The 18685-nt window shown below is 65.3% G+C and carries 19 protein-coding genes and 1 riboswitch; of the genes, 9 read left to right on the forward strand and 10 right to left on the reverse strand.

All coding sequences use genetic code 11. The annotated features are described in order from the left end of the window. Window positions 1–107: 107 nt before the first annotated feature. Together ABC319_RS11100 and ABC319_RS11105 are read left to right on the forward strand one after the other, a co-directional pair. Window positions 108–983 carry a pirin family protein gene (locus tag ABC319_RS11100; protein ID WP_413070280.1) on the forward strand — a complete coding sequence of 292 codons (876 nt, stop codon included), beginning with the start codon at window positions 108–110 and terminating at the stop codon, window positions 981–983. Then, on the forward strand, window positions 983–1735 hold the full coding sequence (locus ABC319_RS11105) for an SDR family NAD(P)-dependent oxidoreductase (RefSeq protein WP_413070281.1): 753 nt from the start codon (window positions 983–985) through the stop codon (window positions 1733–1735). The genes ABC319_RS11100 and ABC319_RS11105 overlap by 1 nt, the downstream gene beginning before the upstream one ends. Window positions 1736–1912: 177 nt before the next feature. Here the strand turns inward: ABC319_RS11105 and ABC319_RS11110 are convergent, their stop codons facing one another. The 3 genes from ABC319_RS11110 to ABC319_RS11120 form a co-directional block, all read right to left on the reverse strand. Next, on the reverse strand, window positions 1913–2785 hold the full coding sequence (locus ABC319_RS11110; RefSeq protein WP_413070282.1) for an EamA family transporter: 873 nt from the start codon (window positions 2783–2785) through the stop codon (window positions 1913–1915). A 530-nt stretch (window positions 2786–3315) separates the two neighbouring features. Further along, window positions 3316–4068, reverse strand: coding sequence for a hypothetical protein (locus tag ABC319_RS11115; protein ID WP_413070283.1), 753 nt, complete (start codon window positions 4066–4068; stop codon window positions 3316–3318). 253 nt (window positions 4069–4321) lie between these two features. After that, complete coding sequence (locus ABC319_RS11120) at window positions 4322–5215, reverse strand: LysR family transcriptional regulator (RefSeq protein WP_413070284.1); 894 nt, start codon at window positions 5213–5215, stop codon at window positions 4322–4324. 97 nt (window positions 5216–5312) lie between these two features. Between ABC319_RS11120 and ABC319_RS11125 the strand changes: the two genes are divergently transcribed. After that, on the forward strand, window positions 5313–6059 hold the full coding sequence (locus ABC319_RS11125) for an alpha/beta fold hydrolase (protein ID WP_413070285.1): 747 nt from the start codon (window positions 5313–5315) through the stop codon (window positions 6057–6059). A 36-nt stretch (window positions 6060–6095) separates the two neighbouring features. Here ABC319_RS11125 and ABC319_RS11130 read toward each other — a convergent pair whose 3' ends face one another. Next, window positions 6096–6989, reverse strand: a complete 894-nt coding sequence (locus ABC319_RS11130; RefSeq protein WP_413070286.1) for a LysR family transcriptional regulator — start codon at window positions 6987–6989, stop codon at window positions 6096–6098. Window positions 6990–7133: 144 nt separating this feature from the next. Here ABC319_RS11130 and ABC319_RS11135 point away from each other — a divergent pair, with 144 nt between their 5' ends. Next, window positions 7134–8258 (forward strand): NADH:flavin oxidoreductase/NADH oxidase, encoded by a 1125-nt coding sequence (locus ABC319_RS11135; RefSeq protein WP_413070287.1) that lies wholly within the window; start codon window positions 7134–7136, stop codon window positions 8256–8258. A gap of 507 nt (window positions 8259–8765) precedes the next feature. Here ABC319_RS11135 and ABC319_RS11140 read toward each other — a convergent pair. Then, window positions 8766–9869, reverse strand: a complete 1104-nt coding sequence (locus ABC319_RS11140; RefSeq protein WP_413070288.1) for a threonine aldolase family protein — start codon at window positions 9867–9869, stop codon at window positions 8766–8768. A gap of 56 nt (window positions 9870–9925) precedes the next feature. Then, window positions 9926–10033, reverse strand: a riboswitch (SAM-I-IV-variant riboswitch). A gap of 445 nt (window positions 10034–10478) precedes the next feature. Between ABC319_RS11140 and ABC319_RS11145 the strand changes: the two genes are divergently transcribed. Next, window positions 10479–11591: an aminotransferase class V-fold PLP-dependent enzyme gene (locus tag ABC319_RS11145; RefSeq protein WP_413070289.1), complete on the forward strand. Its 1113-nt coding sequence runs from the start codon at window positions 10479–10481 to the stop codon at window positions 11589–11591. Between the two features lie 111 nt (window positions 11592–11702). Here the strand turns inward: ABC319_RS11145 and ABC319_RS11150 are convergent, their stop codons facing one another. Continuing rightward, on the reverse strand, window positions 11703–12098 hold the full coding sequence (locus ABC319_RS11150) for a winged helix-turn-helix transcriptional regulator (protein ID WP_413070290.1): 396 nt from the start codon (window positions 12096–12098) through the stop codon (window positions 11703–11705). A 115-nt stretch (window positions 12099–12213) separates the two neighbouring features. Between ABC319_RS11150 and ABC319_RS11155 the strand changes: the two genes are divergently transcribed. From ABC319_RS11155 to ABC319_RS11170, 4 genes are all read left to right on the forward strand, one after another. Continuing rightward, window positions 12214–12642, forward strand: a complete 429-nt coding sequence (locus tag ABC319_RS11155) for an ester cyclase (RefSeq protein ID WP_413070291.1) — start codon at window positions 12214–12216, stop codon at window positions 12640–12642. Window positions 12643–12719: 77 nt separating this feature from the next. Further along, window positions 12720–13676, forward strand: a complete 957-nt coding sequence (locus ABC319_RS11160; RefSeq protein ID WP_413070292.1) for a quinone oxidoreductase family protein — start codon at window positions 12720–12722, stop codon at window positions 13674–13676. Window positions 13677–14279: 603 nt separating this feature from the next. After that, window positions 14280–14960, forward strand: a complete 681-nt coding sequence (locus tag ABC319_RS11165; RefSeq protein ID WP_413070293.1) for an SDR family oxidoreductase — start codon at window positions 14280–14282, stop codon at window positions 14958–14960. 293 nt (window positions 14961–15253) lie between these two features. Beyond that, the gene (locus tag ABC319_RS11170) at window positions 15254–16132 is read left to right on the forward strand and encodes a class I SAM-dependent methyltransferase (RefSeq protein WP_413070294.1); all 879 of its coding nucleotides are present in this window, start codon (window positions 15254–15256) and stop codon (window positions 16130–16132) included. A 197-nt stretch (window positions 16133–16329) separates the two neighbouring features. Here ABC319_RS11170 and ABC319_RS11175 read toward each other — a convergent pair whose 3' ends face one another. The 4 genes from ABC319_RS11175 to ABC319_RS11190 all read right to left on the reverse strand — a co-directional run bounded on the left by ABC319_RS11175 (window position 16330) and on the right by ABC319_RS11190 (window position 18600). Continuing rightward, entirely contained in the window at window positions 16330–16566 is a 237-nt protein-coding gene (locus ABC319_RS11175; RefSeq protein ID WP_413070295.1) for a tautomerase family protein, read from the reverse strand. Window positions 16567–16578: 12 nt separating this feature from the next. Continuing rightward, a complete protein-coding gene (locus ABC319_RS11180) occupies window positions 16579–17193 on the reverse strand; it encodes a nitroreductase family protein (RefSeq protein WP_413070296.1) in 615 nt (204 codons plus the stop codon). An 85-nt stretch (window positions 17194–17278) separates the two neighbouring features. Beyond that, window positions 17279–18064 carry an SDR family NAD(P)-dependent oxidoreductase gene (locus ABC319_RS11185; protein WP_413070297.1) on the reverse strand — a complete coding sequence of 262 codons (786 nt, stop codon included), beginning with the start codon at window positions 18062–18064 and terminating at the stop codon, window positions 17279–17281. Between the two features lie 245 nt (window positions 18065–18309). Next, window positions 18310–18600 carry a carbohydrate porin gene (locus ABC319_RS11190; RefSeq protein ID WP_413070298.1) on the reverse strand — a complete coding sequence of 97 codons (291 nt, stop codon included), beginning with the start codon at window positions 18598–18600 and terminating at the stop codon, window positions 18310–18312. Between the last annotated feature and the right edge of the window lie 85 nt (window positions 18601–18685).

The raw sequence follows: 18685 nt of genomic DNA on the forward strand, positions 1-18685 counted from the left end.
CGTGGCGAACTCCATGCGATAAACTGATCCTCACTCACCAATCTGACCCAGTTTTTGCGGTGGAAGGATCGCGGCATAATCCAGCCTCCATCGCTGGATCACTCGCCATGCCAACCCGGAACGTTCTCTTCATCAGGTCCACGCGGCCCGAGCATATCGGCGCGCTGGAGACGCGAAATGCACTCGCTCCGCCTGCCGATCCCGACTTCGATCCGTTCCTGATCCTCGGTCACCACGGGCCGCAGCTTTTCGGGCCGGGGAATGGCGGCATGCCGTTCGATGACCATCCGCACCGCGGCTTCGAGACGGTGACCTTCGTTCTAGACGGCGCTCTGGTCCACACCGATTCCGGCGGAAACCGGCAAACGATCCAGGCGGGCGGGGTTCAGTGGATGACCGCGGGTGCGGGCGTGGTCCACAACGAGCAGGTTCCCCCGGCCTTCAAGGAAACCGGCGGGATGCTGGAGATCCTACAGCTCTGGATCAATCTTCCATCGCATCTGAAGATGACCGCACCGACCTATATCGGCGTGCAGGCCGACGCCATCCCGGCCGTCGCGATGGATGCAGGCGCCGGTACGCTGCACCTCGTCTCGGGCGTCCATGGCGATGCGCGGGGTCCGATCACGTCACTCACCGGCGTGTTCCTGTCCTGGCTAGACCTGCGGGCGGATGGACGAACCTTCCTTCCCGCACCGTCCGGCCGGACCGCCCTCCTCTACGTCATTCGCGGCGACGTCGCGATCGGGGGCCGTGCCGCGACCGGCGGAGACCTTGTTCGCATCGACGACGCCGGCGACCGCGTGGAGATCGCGGCAGCGTCGGACGCCGTGGTTCTGTTCGGTCACGCCGATCCGATCCGCCAGCCGGTCGCCTGGCGAGGACCGTTCGTCATGAACTCCGATGCCGAGATCGACCGTGCTTTCCGGGAGTTTCGAGAGGGTGCGTTCGGCAAGCCTCCCGCCATCGTGGAGATTGCGTGATGACACTGGCACGGAACAGCGTCGTCGTCGTTACGGGTGGCGCAAGCGGACTGGGTCGCGCGACATGCCGACGCTTCGCAGAGGAAGGCGCCAGGGCGGTAATCGTGGCCGACCTGCAACCCGAGCCGCGAGAAGGTGGCGAGACCAGCATCGACATCGTGACAGGCCTGGGCGCGAAGGCCCGCTTCGTGCGAACCGACGTAACGCAGGCTGCGGATGTCGGGTTGGCGATACAGGCCGCGGAAGAATTCGGCGGCGTGACCACTCTCGTCACCTTCGCGGGCATTCTCCAGAACGGCCCCTTTCTGGACATCGACGAGGACACGCTCGACAAGGTGCTGGCGATCAACGTCAAGGGCAGCTTCCTGATCGCGCAGGCCGCCGCCCGATCGATGATCGCCGGCGGACGCCACGGATCGATCGTCCTGGTATCGTCGATCGGCGGAGCGCGCGGTTCGGGCGCCAGCGTCGCCTATTCGGCATCGAAGGGTGCGGTGATGCTGATGGCGCACGCGATGGCCGATGCACTCGCGTCGGACGGGATCCGCGTCAACGTCCTGCATCCGGGTCTCATCAGGACCGCGATGACCGAAGGCGTCGACGCCGACGAACTCGGCTGGCGCATCGCGCTCGACCGGCCGGGCAGAGCCGAGGAAGTCGCCAACGCCGCGTTGTTCCTCAGCAGTCCGCTTGCCAGCTACGTCACCGCGACGTCGCTGCTGGTCGACGGCGGGATGGTCAACATCCTGTAACAAGCTACGCAAGATCGTCGGCACCGGCCCCGCGAGGCTCGCCTGTCGGAGGTCGAGGGCTTTGGCATGTCTTCGGGCGCCATGCTGCCGGAGGCGTGCCGGTCAGGCCTGCGTCACCTGACGACGATCGCCATGACGACGCAGGCCTGCCCGGCCTTGGGGCGACATCGGCATCGCTTACGTCGTCGACAGGAGGATGACCCCCGCGATCAGGACCGCGCATCCCGCCAGCCGCCACGGTCCGACCGCCTCGCGCAGGACGATCATGCCCAGCACCGCGCCGATCATCATCGACAATTCGCGCATCGGCGCGACGACGCTGAGCGGCGCGCCGAACGACAAGGCGGCAAGCACCAGGATGTAACCGAGCGGCGACAGGATGCCGACGCCGACCGCGTTCCACCAAAAGCCGCGCATCGATGCCAGTGCCTGGCGCGGCCGCGTCGCGATGAGCGGCGCGAGGAGGCAGAAACGCAGGAGGTTGGCGAACCAGTCCAGCACCACCGGCACGATCCCCAGCGTCTTGACGGCATAGGCATCGACCACCGTGTACGACGCGATCAACCCGCCCGTGGCGGTGCCCCAGCGAACCCCCGCCCGCCCGCCGGGGCGCCGGAACGCCGATACGTCGCCTTGCGTGGCGATCAGCCCGATTCCGACGACGATCAGCGCCAGGCCGGTCAGGCTCCGGCCGGTCGGCGCCTCGCCCAGCACGAGGACGGCTGCAACGGTGGCGAGCATCGGTCCCGTCCCGCGCGCGACCGGGTAGACGACCGACAGGTCGGCGACCTGATAGCCGCGTTGCAGGCACAGGCTGTAGGCGAGATGGATCGCGCCGCTGAGCAGGACGATGCCGATCCCGATCGCGTCCCAGTGCGTATCGCCGTGGACGAACTGGTACGCCATCCACGGCGCATATACGACGCAGGATACCAGATTATAGGCGAACACGAACACCGGGCCGACCGCAGCGGCGCGCTTGGCCAGGAGATTCCAGGTCGCGTGGATGATCGCCGCGAACACGACCAGCAGCGCGGCACCGATCGTCATTCCCGGCGCTCACGCGTGAGGCGTCCATCGACGCTGGCGGATGGTGCTCCCGTGATCATCTAGTGCGCATTATCGATCAGCAGCAGCGACTTGTCGTCGGCATCGATGAACCGCGACTGGCAGCCAGGCATCCGGACACGTCCTCGACCGTGATCATGCCGCACGTCCCTGCGCATCGGACCGGCGATGGTGGATCGACGCAGTCGTATCGCCGAGCCTGCCTCACCTCCAAGCGAATGTCGTCCGATCGATGGGACGATGCGTCCACTACAACGGTCTTCCACCCTGAAGCATTATCGCGCCGATGCAAACGTCGGCAGGCCGACATGCCGGCCTGATTGAGCGCCGGACGGTAGCCGACAGGTCTCGATGAATCGCCGCAGCAGCGACGATCAGCAAGCACCTGGCCGGCGGTCTTTGATCGCAGGCTAACCCCCGCATGTCCGACCCGGTGGCGTTTCATTCCGCAGCCAGACGCACTTCTGCGTCCTCATCCGCGATGTGCGCCGCTCACCTCTTCGGACGTCGCTTCACAATGCGGCTGAGCCCGTGCGCTGCTCGAGGTTCTGGATGGATTGGTCGACGGCTGCCAGCACCTTACCTCGTTCAGCAGCGGAGAAATCCGGCAACGTCGCGATGCGGTCGCGTGAGTTGCGCAGGCCTTTCAAAGCCGCCCGCTGCGCCAGAATCTCGATCTCCCTCAGGGTCAGCATCCTTGGTGGATGCCATGCGGGGGCGACACCTTGTTCCTGCACAGAACAGGCGGTTTCAATCACCGGCTGCGGGGAGGCCATCGCCGGAAACAGCCGTCCTCCGCCACAGTCATCCTCCATGATCGCACCTGCAGGCGTTCGTGGTTCGACGAGAACCAGAATGCTCGCTTCACCTGCCGAAGGCTTCGGCTCGGTGGGTATCCTTATCGCGATGTCGGGCCGACCGTAGCGAACGCGGACGCCAGATGCGTCCAGATCGGCGGATTGCGGCGACGGCATGGTTTCGTTGGCCGCGGCGAACCGATCGGCTGCCGCCCCGGTATATAGCCTTACATCGCCGTTCCTCACGACGACGGCCCGGCGTCCCTGATCAACGGACGGCTGGATATCGCCCCGGCCATCGGCCATTGTCTCACCGCTGGGTAACTCTGCGGCAGCACCCGCCACGAGGTGGGCGGTACCTGGCGAGATCGCCCACGCCACCGTGCCGACGGCCAGCAAGGCTGTGGAAAAGGCGGCGCAAGCTTGGACAACGCGACCTCGCAGGGCCGTACGCTTGAAAGTTTTCACCAGATTCCTTTCATGACGTCCGATCGCCACGCAATCTGTGACACCACACCAACGAAACCGACCAAGGTCGGCCGTTGGGCCGCAGCGATGTGATCAAGCGCAAGACGAAGCTCCAGCACCGAGTTCCGGACGCACCGTCCATAAATATGGACGCGCATTTTCAGCTCGCATCATTCCTGTTGATGGACGATCGGCGCCGGGCAGGCGCGGGAGCTACAGGCGGTCCATCGGCCGGACGCTTTTTGGTACCGAGTCACACGGTCCGGCGCAGATGGCCGATCAGGGCGGCGAGCGCCGGCGGCTGCTTTCGACGCGATGTGTGGTAAAGATGATAGCCGGGCAGTTCGGGACAGTATTCCGCCAGGATACGGATCAGCCGGCGCGCAGCGAGATGCTCTTCCACCTGGTCAAGGAACAGATAGGCAAAGCCGACACCGTCGAGCGCGGCATCGAGAATGGCTTTGCCATCATCGAGAACGAGCGAGGGCGTCACACGAACAGAATGGCGACTGCCCCGTCTTTCAAATGCCCATGGCAAGATGGCGCCCGAGCGAGGCGCGCGGAACGCGATGCAGCGATGCTCCGCGAGCGCCTGCGGCGTGCCGGGCAGATCGCGTTTGTGGCAGAAAGAGGACGACGCCACGACCGCGAACGCCACATCGGGGCCGACACGAACCGCCACCATGTCCTTCTCGACGAAGCCGCCGAGCCGCAATCCGGCATCGCATCCACGGGCCACGATGTCGACGAAGGCGTCGTCGAGCATCACCTCGACGTCGACCCGGGAATGCAACGCCATGAACGAAGGCAATGCCGGACGCAGAATGGTGTCGTACCCGTGGCGACTGGCAGATAGCTTCACCGAACCCGTCAAGTCCGGCCCCGACCCATAGAGCCGCGCAAGCGCGTCGTCGATCGACGTCAACGCCGGCCGCAGATCGCGTAGCAGCGCGGCGCCCGCTGCCGTCGGCGCGACGCTGCGCGTGGTCCGATTAAGCAGTCGTACGCCGAGGCGCGCCTCCAGACCGCCGATCACCCTGCTGAGCGCAGGCTGCGACATCCCCAACCGCGATGCCGCTCGGGTGAAACTGCCCGCCTCCGCCACCTCGGCGAAAGCAGCAAGGTCATCGATGAACGATCGCGCCATTCATGCAGCTTCGGAATAGGGTCGAGACGGTATCATAGCCTAATCGCATCACTGCGCACAGGCTACATCGGTCAGGTCGATCCACCGGAGTACACCGATGCTCACCATGATATTCGCGGCCGCAATGGCCGCCGCCGCCGGGGCGGTTCCCGCTCGTCCGCATACCGTGCGCAACGTCGTTCTGGTCCATGGTGCGACGATGGACGGTTCGAGCTGGCGGCCGGTGTATGATCGTCTGCGCGCCCGGGGATTTCGGGTCCAGGTCGTGCAACTGCCGCTCACCGGGCTGGCCGACGATGTGGCAGCGACACGGCAGGTGATCGAACGGCAGGATGGCCCGGTCGTTCTGGTCGGGCATTCCTATGGTGGTGCGGTAGTATCCGCCGCCGGGACCGATCCCAAGGTGCGCTCTCTGGTGTACGTGGCCGCCTTCCAGCCCGACGTGGGCGAAAGCATCGCCGACCTGGGTGCGCGCTTTCCGATGGTGGCACACCCGGTGATGGTGACGTCGTCGGCGATGATCGTGGCACCCGAGGCGTTCCGCGCCGACATCGCTGCTGATCTGCAAGTTGCAACCACCGACTTCCTCGCCGATGCGCAACGACCGACCGCCGTCGCCGCCTTCACGACCAGGGCATCGACCGCGGCGTGGCGCGACAAGCCCAGCTGGGCGCTGGTGGCCCGTCAGGACCGAACCGTGGCGCCCGACCTGGAACGGTTCATGTATGCGAGGTCGAAAGCGCGCACCGTAGAGGTCGACGCGAGCCACCTCGCTCAACTCTCGAAGCCCGACGCCGTCGTCGCGTTGATCGAGGAAGCGGCCGACGTGCAGGTCGCGCCCTGATCCTTGCGGGACAGCAGGTGCGTCGTTCCGTCGGGTTCACCGATCACCGGCAAGGCGACGGCGGAGCATGACGGACAATGCCTGGGCGGCAGCTGATGGGTTGCGCGTCGGCAACTGGACGATGCTGATCGGTACCGGCGGTGTCTCAAACGCGCCGAGTATGCGGACAAGGCTGCCATCGGCGATGTACCGGTCGACGTGATAATCGTTCACCATTACCAGGCCGACCGAACGCGCCGCTGCCGTGACCGCCGCCTCGCCATCATCCACCGTGAGCCGGGAGGGAAGGTTCATCGTCCGCTCGACCCCGTCGATCAGGAAGCGATAGGCGAAGCGGAACGCCGTGCCGGGCGTGACATATCCGACCATGCTGTGATGGTACAGATCGTCCGGGTGCGCGGGCACCCCGTTCGCCGCCAGATATTCCGGCGATCCGCACAGCACGAATCCGGTCTGGCTGACCCGCGCGGCTATCAGGCCCGAGTCCGGCAAATGGCCGAGCCTGATGGCCAGATCGACACCGTCCCTGACCAGATCGACCGGGCGGTCATCAAGGCGGACCTCGACCTCCACCTGCGGGTGCTGCCTGACATAGTCCGCGATTACGGGCAGGACGCGCTGGCGGCCGAACGCCCGCGATGCGCTGACGACCAGTCGGCCCTGCGGCACCGCCGCTCCTTCCGCGGCTTCGTGCCCGGCCTGATCGAGATCGGCGAGGATCGTCTTGCACCGGGCATGGAACGTTACGCCGGCCGATGTCAGCCGCACCGAGCGGGTCGTTCGGGCCACCAGCATGACGCCGAGCTGCGCTTCCAGCCGTGCCACCGCCTTGCTGACGCCGGCGGAGGTGATGCCGAGAGCAGTCGCCGCCGCGCGAAAGCCGCCACGGTCGCCCACCGCCACGAACGCGCTGATCGCCGGGAGATCCATGGTGAAAGCTCCGCTCATGACCGATCGCACCACCGTGCCTGCCGCGCAGCGATTGCATCCTGCGCGTCACTGGTGTGGATCGTTCATTCCGCTTTTTCCAGTCACTGCGAACTCCATCTAGGCGTCTCGCTGTTGGAGGAACCAATGTCCCACCTGTTCGAGCCTTTCTCGCTGAAGAGCGTCACCCTGCGCAATCGGATCGTCGCGGCACCGATGTGCATGTACTCGGTGACCGACGGCCTCATCGGCGAGTGGCACCACGCCCATCTGGAGCAACTCGCCGTGGGCGGGGCGGGAATGGTCACCGTCGAGATGACCGACGTGTCGCCCGAGGGTCGCATCACATGGGGCGACACCGGCCTGTGGAACGACGAGCAGGCGGCCGCGCTGAAACCGGTCGCTGCGGCGATCAAGGCGGCGGGCGCAGTCCCCGCCATCCAGCTCGGCCATGCCGGTCGCAAGGCCAGCACCAATCGCCCGTGGGAGGGCGACGATCAGATCGCCGACGACGCGCCGCATGGCTGGCCGGTCATCGGTCCATCGGCAGTGGCGTTCGGCAGCGACAAGGTCTGGAAGGTGCCGCAGGAGATGAGCGTCGCCGATATCAGGCGTGTGCAGGGCGACTTCGCCGCCGCTGCTCGGCGCGCGCGCGATGCCGGGTTCGAATGGCTCGAACTCCACTTCGCGCACGGCTTCCTCGCGCACAGCTTCTTCTCGCCCTATTCGAACCTGCGCACGGACCGGTACGGCGGCAGCTTCGAGAACCGCGCGCGGTTCATCCTCGAAACCTTCGCTGCGGTACGCGCGGTATGGCCCGACGAATATCCGCTCTCGGCAAGGATCGGCGTCGTCGAATATGACGGCAACGACGAGGAGACGATCGCCGAATCGATCGAGCTCATCAAGCGCCTGAAGCAGGCCGGTCTCAACTTCGTCAACGTCAGCGTCGGCTTCTCCACGCCCGCCGCCACGATCCCGTGGAGCGAACCCGCGTTCATGGCACCGGTGGTCGAGCGCGTCCGGCGCGAAAGCGGAGTGCCGGCGGCGATCGGCTGGGGCATGGGCGAGCCGACCGTCGCCGACCGTGCCGTCCGCAACGACCAGGCCGATCTGGTCATGATCGGGCGGGCGCTGCTCGCCAACCCGCACTGGCCGTACGAGGCGGCAAGGGCATTGGGAGTGGAGCGCCCTTCATGGACGACGTTGCCCGCGCAATACGCGTTCTGGCTTGATCAGTACAAACCGATCACCCCGCCCGTTCCCGATTGAGTGGCGGCTCGGTCATCAACATGTCCCTGGTCTCGGGTGTGCGGGGATGGACGAACGAAGTGGGATACAGCGCACGCAAGGCGCGGTGACGATGCGGCGGCCGACAAACTAGGCGTTCGTCTGGAAACCAGTGAGACATTACGGGCTGGCGAAGGTCAAGAAGCCGATCTACCATCGTTTCCGAACATGGCGAGGACTGGCCTCGACCAACTCTACGTCCGCCCCGACTTCAGACGGGAAAGCTGGTCACTCCCCGACGGACCATGGTTGATCGGGAAGGTGCCGGGGATCCACGCCGCCCTGCTCGGTAAAGGGCATCCGGAACTCGCGCTCGAGTGCCCAACCCATGAGGTCGCTCCACGATGTGGTGAATCCCTGATCACGGTCAGCGAGAACCACCTGCCCAGCGTGGATGCAGCTGACCATCATGCCAATATGCCCGGGAGGTCGTCGAACGAGCAGCCGTCGTGCGCGGCGGTTTTCCGCCCCTGCTGTGGTCGCGCGCCACTAGGCGAACGATGAGGCGCGCAAATCATCGTCGATGAACGCTGGCACTCTGTGTGGCTGCGGGGAAAGCGCGAGGCAGGCTTCGCGTATATCCGCTGCCAACTCGTCGACCCGCTCCGTTCGAGAGTCCCAGGCGAACATGAAGCGGGCGCCGCCTCCGATGAATGTGTAGAAGCGCCAGCCGCGATCCCTCAATCCCGCGATAACCGGTTCGGGTGCGGTCAGGAACACGGCAATCGCCTGTACGGGAAACAGGAGCCCGATGCCTGGCAGATCCTCGATCCGTTCCGCGAGTCGACGAGCGCAAGCGTTGCCGTGCTCCGCATTGCGGCGCCACGCTCCGCTCTCCAGCAGACCGACCCATGGCGCAGCCAGGAACCGCATCTTGGAGGCGAGTTGCCCGGCCTGCTTGCAGCGATAGTCGAAATCCTCCGCGAGACTTCGGTCGAAGAAGATGACCGCCTCCCCGACTGCCATGCCGTTCTTGGTGCCGCCGAAACAGAGCACGTCGACGCCGGCCTCCCACGTGATCGCCGCGGGTGTGCAGCCGAGCGATGCGCAGGCATGGGCGAAACGTGCTCCATCCATCTGAAGCCGAAGCCCGAGCTTCCGGCATTGTTCGGCAATCGCTTTCACCTCATCCACCGAGTAGACCTGACCCGTCTCGGTAGGTTGCGTGATCGTCACGACGCGCGGTTTCGGGAAGTGGATGTCGGAGCGGGAAGTCGCCAATGCATGAATGGCTTCCGGCGTCAGCTTTCCGTCTATCGACGGGGCGAGCAGCAGCTTCGATCCATTGGAGAAAAACTCGGGAGCGCCGCACTCGTCCGTCTCGACATGCGCAGCCGTCGAGCAGATCACGCTGTGGTACGATTGACACAGGGCGGCGAGCGCCAGCGAGTTCGCCGCCGTACCGTTGAAGACGAAGAAGACCTCGCAGTCCGTGGCGAACAACTTCCTGAGGCCGTCGGTTGCCCGTTGCGTCCACCCGTCGTCGCCATAAGCGGTAGCCGACCCGACATTGGCTGCGGTCATCGCCTCCAGAGCCTCCGGGCAGATTCCAGAATAATTGTCGCTTGCAAACTGTTGATCCCGGTCGGTCACTCGCTGCTCCTGTCGTCGATGCGACATCCATGCGCCTTGCTGACGACCATGTGGCAGGTGACCCGTTTTGTTGCCGGTTCGGCCACATCCCCCTGTTACCAGAGGCGCCACCTTGCTCGGGAGCAGGTTGGCGTCGGACGTCAGCCCGACTCTTGATGCTGAAGGGGGCGGTACCCGGCTCGCAACGCCGGGTCAACGGAGTGGCTAAGCTGCACCGAAGCTGACGCGCGCTGCACGCCTGGTTCGACCCGGTTCCAAGATGCCAGATACAATGGCGTCTGTCGCGTGTTCCAGTGCTGGCGGGATCGGCGTGCCGCGTATTTAGTGTCGCCCACGGCTGCAGCAAAGGCGGCGGCAAAGGCCGAGCGTGACATGCCGCCGTGACTGGCGAGACCGGCCGCACCGTCCAGAATTCTGGCCATCTTTCGCAGCGGCGCTGCGTTGCGCCACTTCAGCCCCGATTTTACGGTATCGCCGCGATTCCAGTGGCTGGTCGACCCTGCCGGCCAGCTGCGCCGGAGCAAATCGGCCTCGGATCGGAGGATGTGATCGGTCTTGACGTAGACGATGGCACCACCGCGTCGTCCCACCTGGCTAGGAAATCTGAGCATGACGGTTGAAGCGGGCTACTTCGCGAATGCGGCGGCGGGGCTCATGCCGCCCGAGGTCCTCGAGGCAACGACGCATCATCTGCGGCGCGAGGCGGAGATCGGCGCGGCAGGGGCAGCGGCGGAAGCCGGAACGATCGTGGCCGAAGGCTACCGAGCCGTGGCCGACCTTATGGGCGCAGACGCGGATGAGGTCGCCTTCGTAGAGAGCGGCAACCGTGCGCTTGCGGCACTCGTCCAGTCAGCGGGACTGAAGGCAGGTGATCATGTCCTCGTCGACCGGACCTGTTGGGGCGGCACGCTCGACATGCTGACGAGCTACTCCGGCGTCGTGGTGGACGTCATGCCGGTGGATGCCGACGGGCGCGTTGACGTAGAGGAAGCCCGGCGACAGGCCCATCCTGCAACCAAGCTGATCGTGCTGACGTGGTGCCCGGCGACCTGTGGCATCCTGAATCCCGCTGAGGCCGTGGGCGATCTGGCCCATGATCTGGGCGCCTTCTACATCGTCGATGCGTGTCAGGTCCTCGGCCAGCAGCCAGTGGACGTCTCGCGTCTCCGGTGCCACGGCCTCGCCGCCAGCGGTCGCAAGTGGCTCCGGGGCCCGCGCGGCACCGCAATCCTGTTCGCGTCGCGCCGGTACCTAGACGCGACCGCCCCGTTCATGCCCGACCAGTTCGGCCGACGGCGATCGGATGCACGTCGGTACGAAACGGGCGAGGCGTTTGTCGCCGGTCGGGTTGGTCTGTCCGTCGCGGTGCAGACCCTGTTGGCGGCCGGCACCGACGTGACGAGCAAGCGGCTCGCCGACATAGCGCAGCAGATCCGTGTGCGATCAGGTAACCTGCCCGGCGTCTCAATCTGTGAACGCGGACCCGCCCTGGCGAGCTTCGTGACCTTGGCCGTTGCGGGTTCGACGGCAGAGCGGGCCGCAACCGAACTGGCGGCTCGCGGCATATCGGTCAGCGTTCCCGATCGCATCTACGCGCCCCTCGACATGGACGCGCGCGACCTGGCGAGTGTCGTGCGCATCGCGCCTCATCTGTTCACCACCGCTTCGGCCGTGGACACGTTGGTCGCCGCCCTGGCCGACATCGCCGCTGCGCCGGCGTGATGCTGCACGTCGTTCGCCAACCTCGGTCGCCACTCGCCAGAACGCTATCTCGCGACCACCACCCGCCTGCTCTCGCCGTCTTTCCGCACGGTTGCGTCGCACTTTGTCGCTTCAGTGCGACGCGTCGTAGTGATGACGGGCACCTTCGATCCGGTCGACGTTCTCGATCACCCAGATGCCGAGCGCCTTTACCGGGACGACCATCTCCTGACCGAGGGCGGTCAGGGCGTATTCCACACTGGGCGGCTTGGTCGGATACACCGTGCGGGTGACGAAGCCGTCACGCTCAAGCGCGCGCAACGTCGCAGCCAGCATCTTCTGGGAAATGCCGCTGATGGCGCGGCGCACCTCGCTGAATCGCCTTGGCGCCGACGCCAGTTCCATGACGACCATGATCGACCACTTGTCGCCCACCCGCGACAAGGCTTCCGAGATGCATCTGCACTCGTAGGTTCCCGAAAAGTAACCTTGTTCCAAAAAGGTGCCTCCTTGGCGATCGGCCTGCATCTCCAATATGCAGCAGGTAACCATTAGAAACCACCGATAACATGCGCTGGAGCGGCCTTCGACGGGCACGGCCCGGTCGGTCAACCATTCGCAGAACCACTAGCAGGAGCAGACAATGTCCGACCCGATGCCCGCATCCACTCACCCCCATGCGGAACTGATCAGGCGCGCCTTCTCGTTGCAGAACGGACACCAAGCCGACGATCTGGCGAGCCTGTATGCGGACGATTCCATCTTTCACGACATCCCGCTCGGCGCATTCCCGAGAGATCATGCCGAGATGAAAAAGTTGTGGACCGACACCTGGGCTGCGCTGGAGGACTTCAGGATGGAGCCTGACTTCATCGTTGCCGACGGCAACGGCGGAGCGGCCAGCTTCACCATGTCGGGCAAGCACACCGGAGATTTCCCCGGCTATCCCGCAACCGGAAGGGCCTTCTCGCTCAAGGGTGCGTCCATCGTCCGTATCGCCGGCGGCAGGATCACGGCCTGGACCGATTACTGGTCGACCGGTGACATGGAGGCGCAACTCGGCACGAGCTAGCGACGTGCCCCGTCGGGCAGCGACGGTCGCATCGTGATCAGCAGACAGGAACCCACATCGTGACAATGCCTCAAGACATGAACGCCGTGTACATCGACCGCTTCGGCGGTGCCGAGGTCCTCACCTACGGTCCCCAGCCTGTCCCGCAGGCTCAACCGGGACAGGTGCTCGTCAAGATGGCCTATGCAGGTGTCGGCACATGGGATCCGCTGATACGGGAAGGCGTATTCGCCGACATTACCGGAGAGGTCCCGGCCTTTCCGATCATCCTGGGCACTGACGGCTCCGGCATCATCGCAGCCATTGGCGAGGGCATCGACCGCTTCGCGATCGGAGACGCGGTCTATGTGTTGGGCAGCAACGTTTATGCCGAATACGCCGCGATCGACGCCGACGCGGTCTCGAAGGTACCGTCCTTCCTTCCGCTCGACCAAGCGGCCGCCATGCCGGTGATAGCACTGACGTCGCACCATGGACTCGTTGACGAACTCAGGGTCAAGAAGGGCGACAGCTTGCTGATCAACGGTGCCAGCGGCGACGCGGGGCATGTCGCTATTCAGCTGGCCAAGCTCATCGGTGTCCGGGTTCTCGCCGTTGCCTCGGGCGAGGACGGCGTCAGAGCAGCCCTGGAGCTCGGCGCCGACAGCGCCGTCGATGGCAAGGTGGCCGATGTCGCCGCAGCTGCACGGGCGTTCGCACCGGGCGGACTGGACGCCGTGCTGACGTTCGTTGCGGGACCGGGGCTCGACGCCGCGACCTCGGCCGTTCGCGAAGGCGGGCGTGTCGCCTATCCTTTGGGCGTCGAACCTGAGCCGCGGTCACGTGCAGGTGTCCATTTCCACCACTTCGACCTGACGCTCGACGCTCCCGCTACGACCAGGACGAAGATGACCCGGCTCAATGCACTGATCTCTTCAGGGCCTTTCCAAGTGAGAGTGGCCAGGAGCGTTCCGCTCGCCCATGCGGGAGAAGCGCATGAACTTCTCCGGCAACACCGCGTCGGCAAGATCCTTCTAGATATGGGAGCTGCGTAGCGCCTCTCGCGAGCACGAGCGATCGACGCGTTTCCCAACCGATCGCGCATCGAGAGAATTGCGACGATCAACGGCCTGTCCGTAAGCGACTGCGCTGTCCGATCGGTCAAACTACGGCCATCGGTCACAAGCGCACCCTTCGATGGCGCAGCTGGATGGATCACCGGGCATCCGCTGCACCTTCACCCGCCCCGTAATCAAGGCTCAAGCGTCAACCTACTCTCGGTCCATGCGCGAAAAGCCTGGCGCCTCCGGTATTCCATTTGATCCACGATTGCAGACAGACAGCGCGCAGGGGATCGGGATGGCCATGATGTCTGCTGCGGGTCGGAACGGTTTATGCGCGACCCAGGTGAGGCATACCGCGTTTCGAGTGCTCCTTGGCGCCGGTAGCGTAGGGAAAAAAAACTGTCGTCCGCCAGCGTGGACGATGCGTCCAGAACCAGAGGACTCAATGTCGCGTCGCGAACGTGCGATTCTCGTCCGACGATTGACGTCGCCTTATGCCGTGGTTCGACCGCTAACGGTGGGCCCTTTGCACCGTGGCTCGGCCGCGTCATTCATCCGCCGGGCGGGGCTATGAAGGTCAGGAGAACTCCGGTTATGCACATCGTCATTTCGGGCGCGAGCCGCGGCATTGGCCTGGCGCTCACCCGCGAGTACGCGTCCGCTGGACATCGGGTGGTTGCGCTCTGCCGCGACCCCTCGTCCGCGTCCGCTCTCGCCGGCATCGCCGCGAAGCACGGCGACGTGAAGGTGCTGCGCGCCGATGTGACCGATGCATCCTCGATCGCCTCGATCCGCAAGGCGCTGGGCGACGCACCGGTCGACCTGCTGCTGAACGTCGCGGGGACGATCGAGATGGAGGATGGTCCAGAGAGTGTGGACCTGGATCGCTGGGCATCCGCCTTCGACGTAATGATCACCGGCCCTTTTCGCACAACGTTGGCACTCCTCCCGAATCTCGTGGCAGCCGGCGGCAAGGTGGTCAGCATATCGAGCCAGATGGGCTCCAGCGCATGGACGAGCGGCGGCTTCTACTCCTACGGGGCGGCCAAGGCGGGCCTGAACCGCGCGATGAAGAGCCTCGCGGTCGACCTCCGCGAGCGCGGCGTGTCGGTGATCGTGATCCATCCCGGTCACGTGCGGACGGACATGGGTGGCCCCAACGGGGAAATCTCGCCGCAGGAGAGCGCGCAAGGGATCAAGGCGGTCATCGATCGGGCCGGCCTCGACTCCACCGGCAGGTTCTTCAGCTGGAACGGTGCCGAGCACGCCTGGTAGCGCCGACCCAAACGGACGACACCGTCAGCGTCTAGACGAGATCATCCGGGAGCCGCCGACAGGCTCTCACTTGACACATCAGCCATCATGTAACATGTATCATTACATGATGGCTGATGTGTCGACGATCCGGCGTTCTGCATGTGCTGATGCACGTGCCCGGGCGTGAAGAGGCGGTGCCTTCGAGGTGCTCGCCCGCGCCATGCAAACCGACCCCGTCGTGATCCGCCGGATCATGGGGGAACCCCGCAGTCAGGCTGCGTACGGTCCGCCAAGGGGCATGGCAGCACCGAATGCCGAAACGCGACCTCGCTACGATCGCGCTCCTCGGCGTCGACACGGCGCTCGGCCTCGCCGGTGCATTCCTAGAGATTTCGCTCGCAGATGTCGCGTTGCCCAAGCCGCGTCCCGAGCCAACCGGCGCATTCCGGATAGTCCACATCAACAAACCTGGGAGGGCGAGAATGCCCATTGATACCGCTACGTTCGCCGACGACATGCTGAAGCATTTCGCCGACCCCGAGGCCGTGGCCAGGTACACGGAAGGCCCGGCGCGTTTTCTTCCCGGGCTCGACGGGCTGCACCGGATGACCTCGGTTCTCCTCGCGGAGCGCGCTCCAGACGACGCCAAGGTCCTCGTCCTGGGTGCCGGCGGTGGCCTGGAGCTGAAGGCGCTCGCGGAGGCACATCCGGGCTGGACGTTCGTCGGCGTGGATCCGGCCCCCGCGATGCTCGGTTTGGCCGAGCGCACCCTCGGGCCGCTCGTGGACCGCGTCGAACTCGTCGAGGGCTATATCGACCACGCACCCGAAGGACCCTTCGATGCCGCAACCTGCCTCCTCACTTTGCACTTCCTCGACGAGCGGGAGCGGGAGAGGACGGTCCGGCAGATCCACCGACGGCTTAAACCGGGCGCCCCTTTTGTTGCAGCGCACGGCAGCTTCCCCCAGGAGGCTGGCGATCGGGACCTATGGCTCGACCGGTATGCCGCCTACGCGGTCGCGTCCGGGGTCGACCGCGAGATCGCGGTAAGCGCGCGCGACGCGATCTCGGCGAACGTGCCCATGTTCGCTCCCGAGCAGGACGAGCGCATTCTGCGCGCGGGCGGCTTCTCCGATGTTCAGCCCTTCTTCTCGGCGTTCACCTGGCGGGGCTGGGTGGCCCACGCCTGACTCGAAGGCCGCGGGCGGAGGCTTGCAAGCAGACGAACGGACTTCATCGTCGCGCCGGCATCCCGATCGATGCCCATGTCGAGTGATAACGGCCGTGCCGGATGAGCGCGGGACGACAGCGGCACCCATCTCACGCCTGTGCAGCGATGGTCTTCGGAGGCGGGGACGCAATGCACGCATCGTGTCGCCGCCTCCGGTCACCCTGACAGCCGCCCGTAACCGGGCCACTTGACCAGCTGGTCGATCCTTCCGGCGATCTCCGGCTCGTACACCATCTCCATCCAGTCGTCCTTTTCGACCTCCTCGACGGAAACCGACACATTGGCGACCTCGTAACCCATGGTCTCGTGGAGAGCGACGGCCACGGCGTCCGACATCGCCCGCTTCTCCTCGTCGGTACGCCCGGAATAGAATTTCACGATCACGTGTGGCATCGATTCCTCCTGTCAGACGACGCTGAGGACCTGTTGCAGCGGCCGGCGCGGCTTCTGCGGCCAGTTTTCCGGCGTGCCGTATCCGACAGCCACCAGAAGTACCGGGATCTCATCCTCGGCCAGTCCGAACTCACGCGTCACACCCTTGGGATCGAACCCGATCATCGGCCCCGAGCCGAGACCCATGGAGTGCGCGGCGTAGAACAGCGTGGCCGCGCCGAACGATGCGGACCTGACGGCCTCGTCACGCTGGCGCCAGGGCTGGCCGGCGTAGAGGCTGGCGGCACCCGCAACCCAGCCATCGACCATCTGGGCCGGCATCGTTCCCGCCGCGACCGTGGGCGCAAGGCGGTCCGGCAGCGTATGCTCGTCGGCCATCTGGCCGATCACGACGAACGTGACCGGCGCCTCCGTTATCTTGGCCTGGTCCCAGGCGACGGCGCGGAGTCGAGCCTTAGCGTCCGGCGTGCGGACCGCGATAAAGCGCCAGTTCTGGAGGTTGAACGCCGTCGGCGCCCGGGTGGCCAGACGGACGAGTTCGGACACCTGTTCATCGGTGATGTCGCGCGTCGTATCGAACAGAACCGTGGTACGGCGCTCCTCGATCGCGGTTATGATGTCGGTCATGGGATGTCCTTTCCGTTTCAAGTTGGATTGGCTTGTTTACGGGCGGCTCCTTCCCGCCGGGGCGCTTGCCCCGGCGGGAAGCAAGTCACACGATGCTGTCGACGACGCCGCCGTCGACGCGCAGCGCAGCGCCGGTCGTGGCGGAGGCCTGTTCCGAACTGACGTAGACGATCATGTTGGCGACCTCCTCGACCGTGGCGGCACGGCGCAGGATCGAGGAGCTTCGGTGCTCTGCGATGAAGTCAGCCGCGATCTTCTCGACGTTGTCGCCCGACGAGTTCCCGGCCTTCAGCATGCCGGCGACACCCTCCGACAGCGTCGGGCCGGGGAGCACCGAGTTTACCGTCACGCCGGTGCCCGCCAGTCGCTTGGCCAGGCCGCGCGACACCGCCAATTGGCCCGTCTTGGTGAAGCCGTAGTGGATCATGTCTGCCGGAATGTTGATGGCCGATTCCGACGAGATGAAGACGATGCGGCCCCAGCCGCGATCGACCATCCCCGGCGCATAGGCCCGTGATAGCCGTACGCCCGACATGACGTTGGTCTGGAAGAAATGGTCCCAGACGTCGTCCCCGGTTTCGAAGAAGTCCTGCGGCGCATAGACGCCGATGTTGTTGACCACGATGTCGAATGCGGGATGCCGCTCGACCAGAAGCGCGCACGCCTCCACCGTTCCGAGATCACCTGCGAAGCCCTGTACGGTCGATCCGATCGGCAGGAGTTCGGCCAGAGCCGCCTCGACGCTGGCGGTGCTGCGGCCATTGACGACGACGTTGGCGCCGGCGGCAAGGAAGCCTTTCGCCGCGGCAAAGCCGATGCCGGCGGTTGATCCCGTGACGAGAACGCTCTTCCCGGTGAAGTCGATGTTCATGATGCTACCTCGATCGTTGTCGACCCGATGTGCGCCGTGTCAGCTCCATTGATAATCATGGCTGCGTCGAATTGATCTTTGCACTATCTCGAACGATCCATGCCGCCGTCCTGATGGGACAGGCGGACGCGGTGCCACCAGGCTCCGATCCGCTGCGGTCCGGGGGCGGCGGCGTCACAGTTGCACGCTCAGCTTGAGGGTAGGCACGACGACGTTGCTTTCGGCTCGAAGGCCGCCCGGATCGATCAGGTATTGGATTCCGGGTCGCGCCTTCGCGCCGGAAAGAATGTTTCCGCTGTAGAACAGCTCGATCGCGCGCTCCGCTGCGCTGTACGCGGATCCACCAGGCCGCGCCGCGTGCGTGGATTGACGCGCGTGGTGGCGAACCCGACACCCATCAGGTCGCTCGGTCGTCCCGGAAGCGGGCCTCTGATGAACACGCCGGTGGCGAGGCCGAAATCGAAAAGCGCCGTCCCCCGACCGGCCTGCACGACGATCGAGGAGTAGCTCCTGCACGAAGTTGATATAGCCACCATGCCTGCCCCACCGCTGCAAGGCGGATCCGCCGGCAACAGCGAACGGCTGACACTCGACGGAATTTCTCACTGCGGAGTCCCCTTG

The sequence above is a fragment of the Sphingomonas phoenicis genome (genome assembly GCF_047238005.1).
Lineage (GTDB): Bacteria > Pseudomonadota > Alphaproteobacteria > Sphingomonadales > Sphingomonadaceae > Sphingomonas.

Coding starts and splice junctions, on each gene's coding strand:
- ABC319_RS11110 (WP_413070282.1), bottom strand. CDS start 2,785: ATGACGATCGGTGCCGCGCTGCTGGTCGTGTTCGCGGCGATCATCCAC.
- ABC319_RS11125 (WP_413070285.1), top strand. CDS start 5,313: ATGCTCACCATGATATTCGCGGCCGCAATGGCCGCCGCCGCCGGGGCG.
- ABC319_RS11160 (WP_413070292.1), top strand. CDS start 12,720: ATGAACGCCGTGTACATCGACCGCTTCGGCGGTGCCGAGGTCCTCACC.
- ABC319_RS11185 (WP_413070297.1), bottom strand. CDS start 18,064: ATGAACATCGACTTCACCGGGAAGAGCGTTCTCGTCACGGGATCAACC.
- ABC319_RS11105 (WP_413070281.1), top strand. CDS start 983: ATGACACTGGCACGGAACAGCGTCGTCGTCGTTACGGGTGGCGCAAGC.
- ABC319_RS11180 (WP_413070296.1), bottom strand. CDS start 17,193: ATGACCGACATCATAACCGCGATCGAGGAGCGCCGTACCACGGTTCTG.
- ABC319_RS11120 (WP_413070284.1), bottom strand. CDS start 5,215: ATGGCGCGATCGTTCATCGATGACCTTGCTGCTTTCGCCGAGGTGGCG.
- ABC319_RS11145 (WP_413070289.1), top strand. CDS start 10,479: ATGACGGTTGAAGCGGGCTACTTCGCGAATGCGGCGGCGGGGCTCATG.
- ABC319_RS11165 (WP_413070293.1), top strand. CDS start 14,280: ATGCACATCGTCATTTCGGGCGCGAGCCGCGGCATTGGCCTGGCGCTC.
- ABC319_RS11170 (WP_413070294.1), top strand. CDS start 15,254: ATGCCGAAACGCGACCTCGCTACGATCGCGCTCCTCGGCGTCGACACG.
- ABC319_RS11100 (WP_413070280.1), top strand. CDS start 108: ATGCCAACCCGGAACGTTCTCTTCATCAGGTCCACGCGGCCCGAGCAT.
- ABC319_RS11130 (WP_413070286.1), bottom strand. CDS start 6,989: ATGGATCTCCCGGCGATCAGCGCGTTCGTGGCGGTGGGCGACCGTGGC.
- ABC319_RS11190 (WP_413070298.1), bottom strand. CDS start 18,600: ATGGTGGCTATATCAACTTCGTGCAGGAGCTACTCCTCGATCGTCGTG.
- ABC319_RS11150 (WP_413070290.1), bottom strand. CDS start 12,098: ATGCAGGCCGATCGCCAAGGAGGCACCTTTTTGGAACAAGGTTACTTT.
- ABC319_RS11175 (WP_413070295.1), bottom strand. CDS start 16,566: ATGCCACACGTGATCGTGAAATTCTATTCCGGGCGTACCGACGAGGAG.
- ABC319_RS11155 (WP_413070291.1), top strand. CDS start 12,214: ATGTCCGACCCGATGCCCGCATCCACTCACCCCCATGCGGAACTGATC.
- ABC319_RS11135 (WP_413070287.1), top strand. CDS start 7,134: ATGTCCCACCTGTTCGAGCCTTTCTCGCTGAAGAGCGTCACCCTGCGC.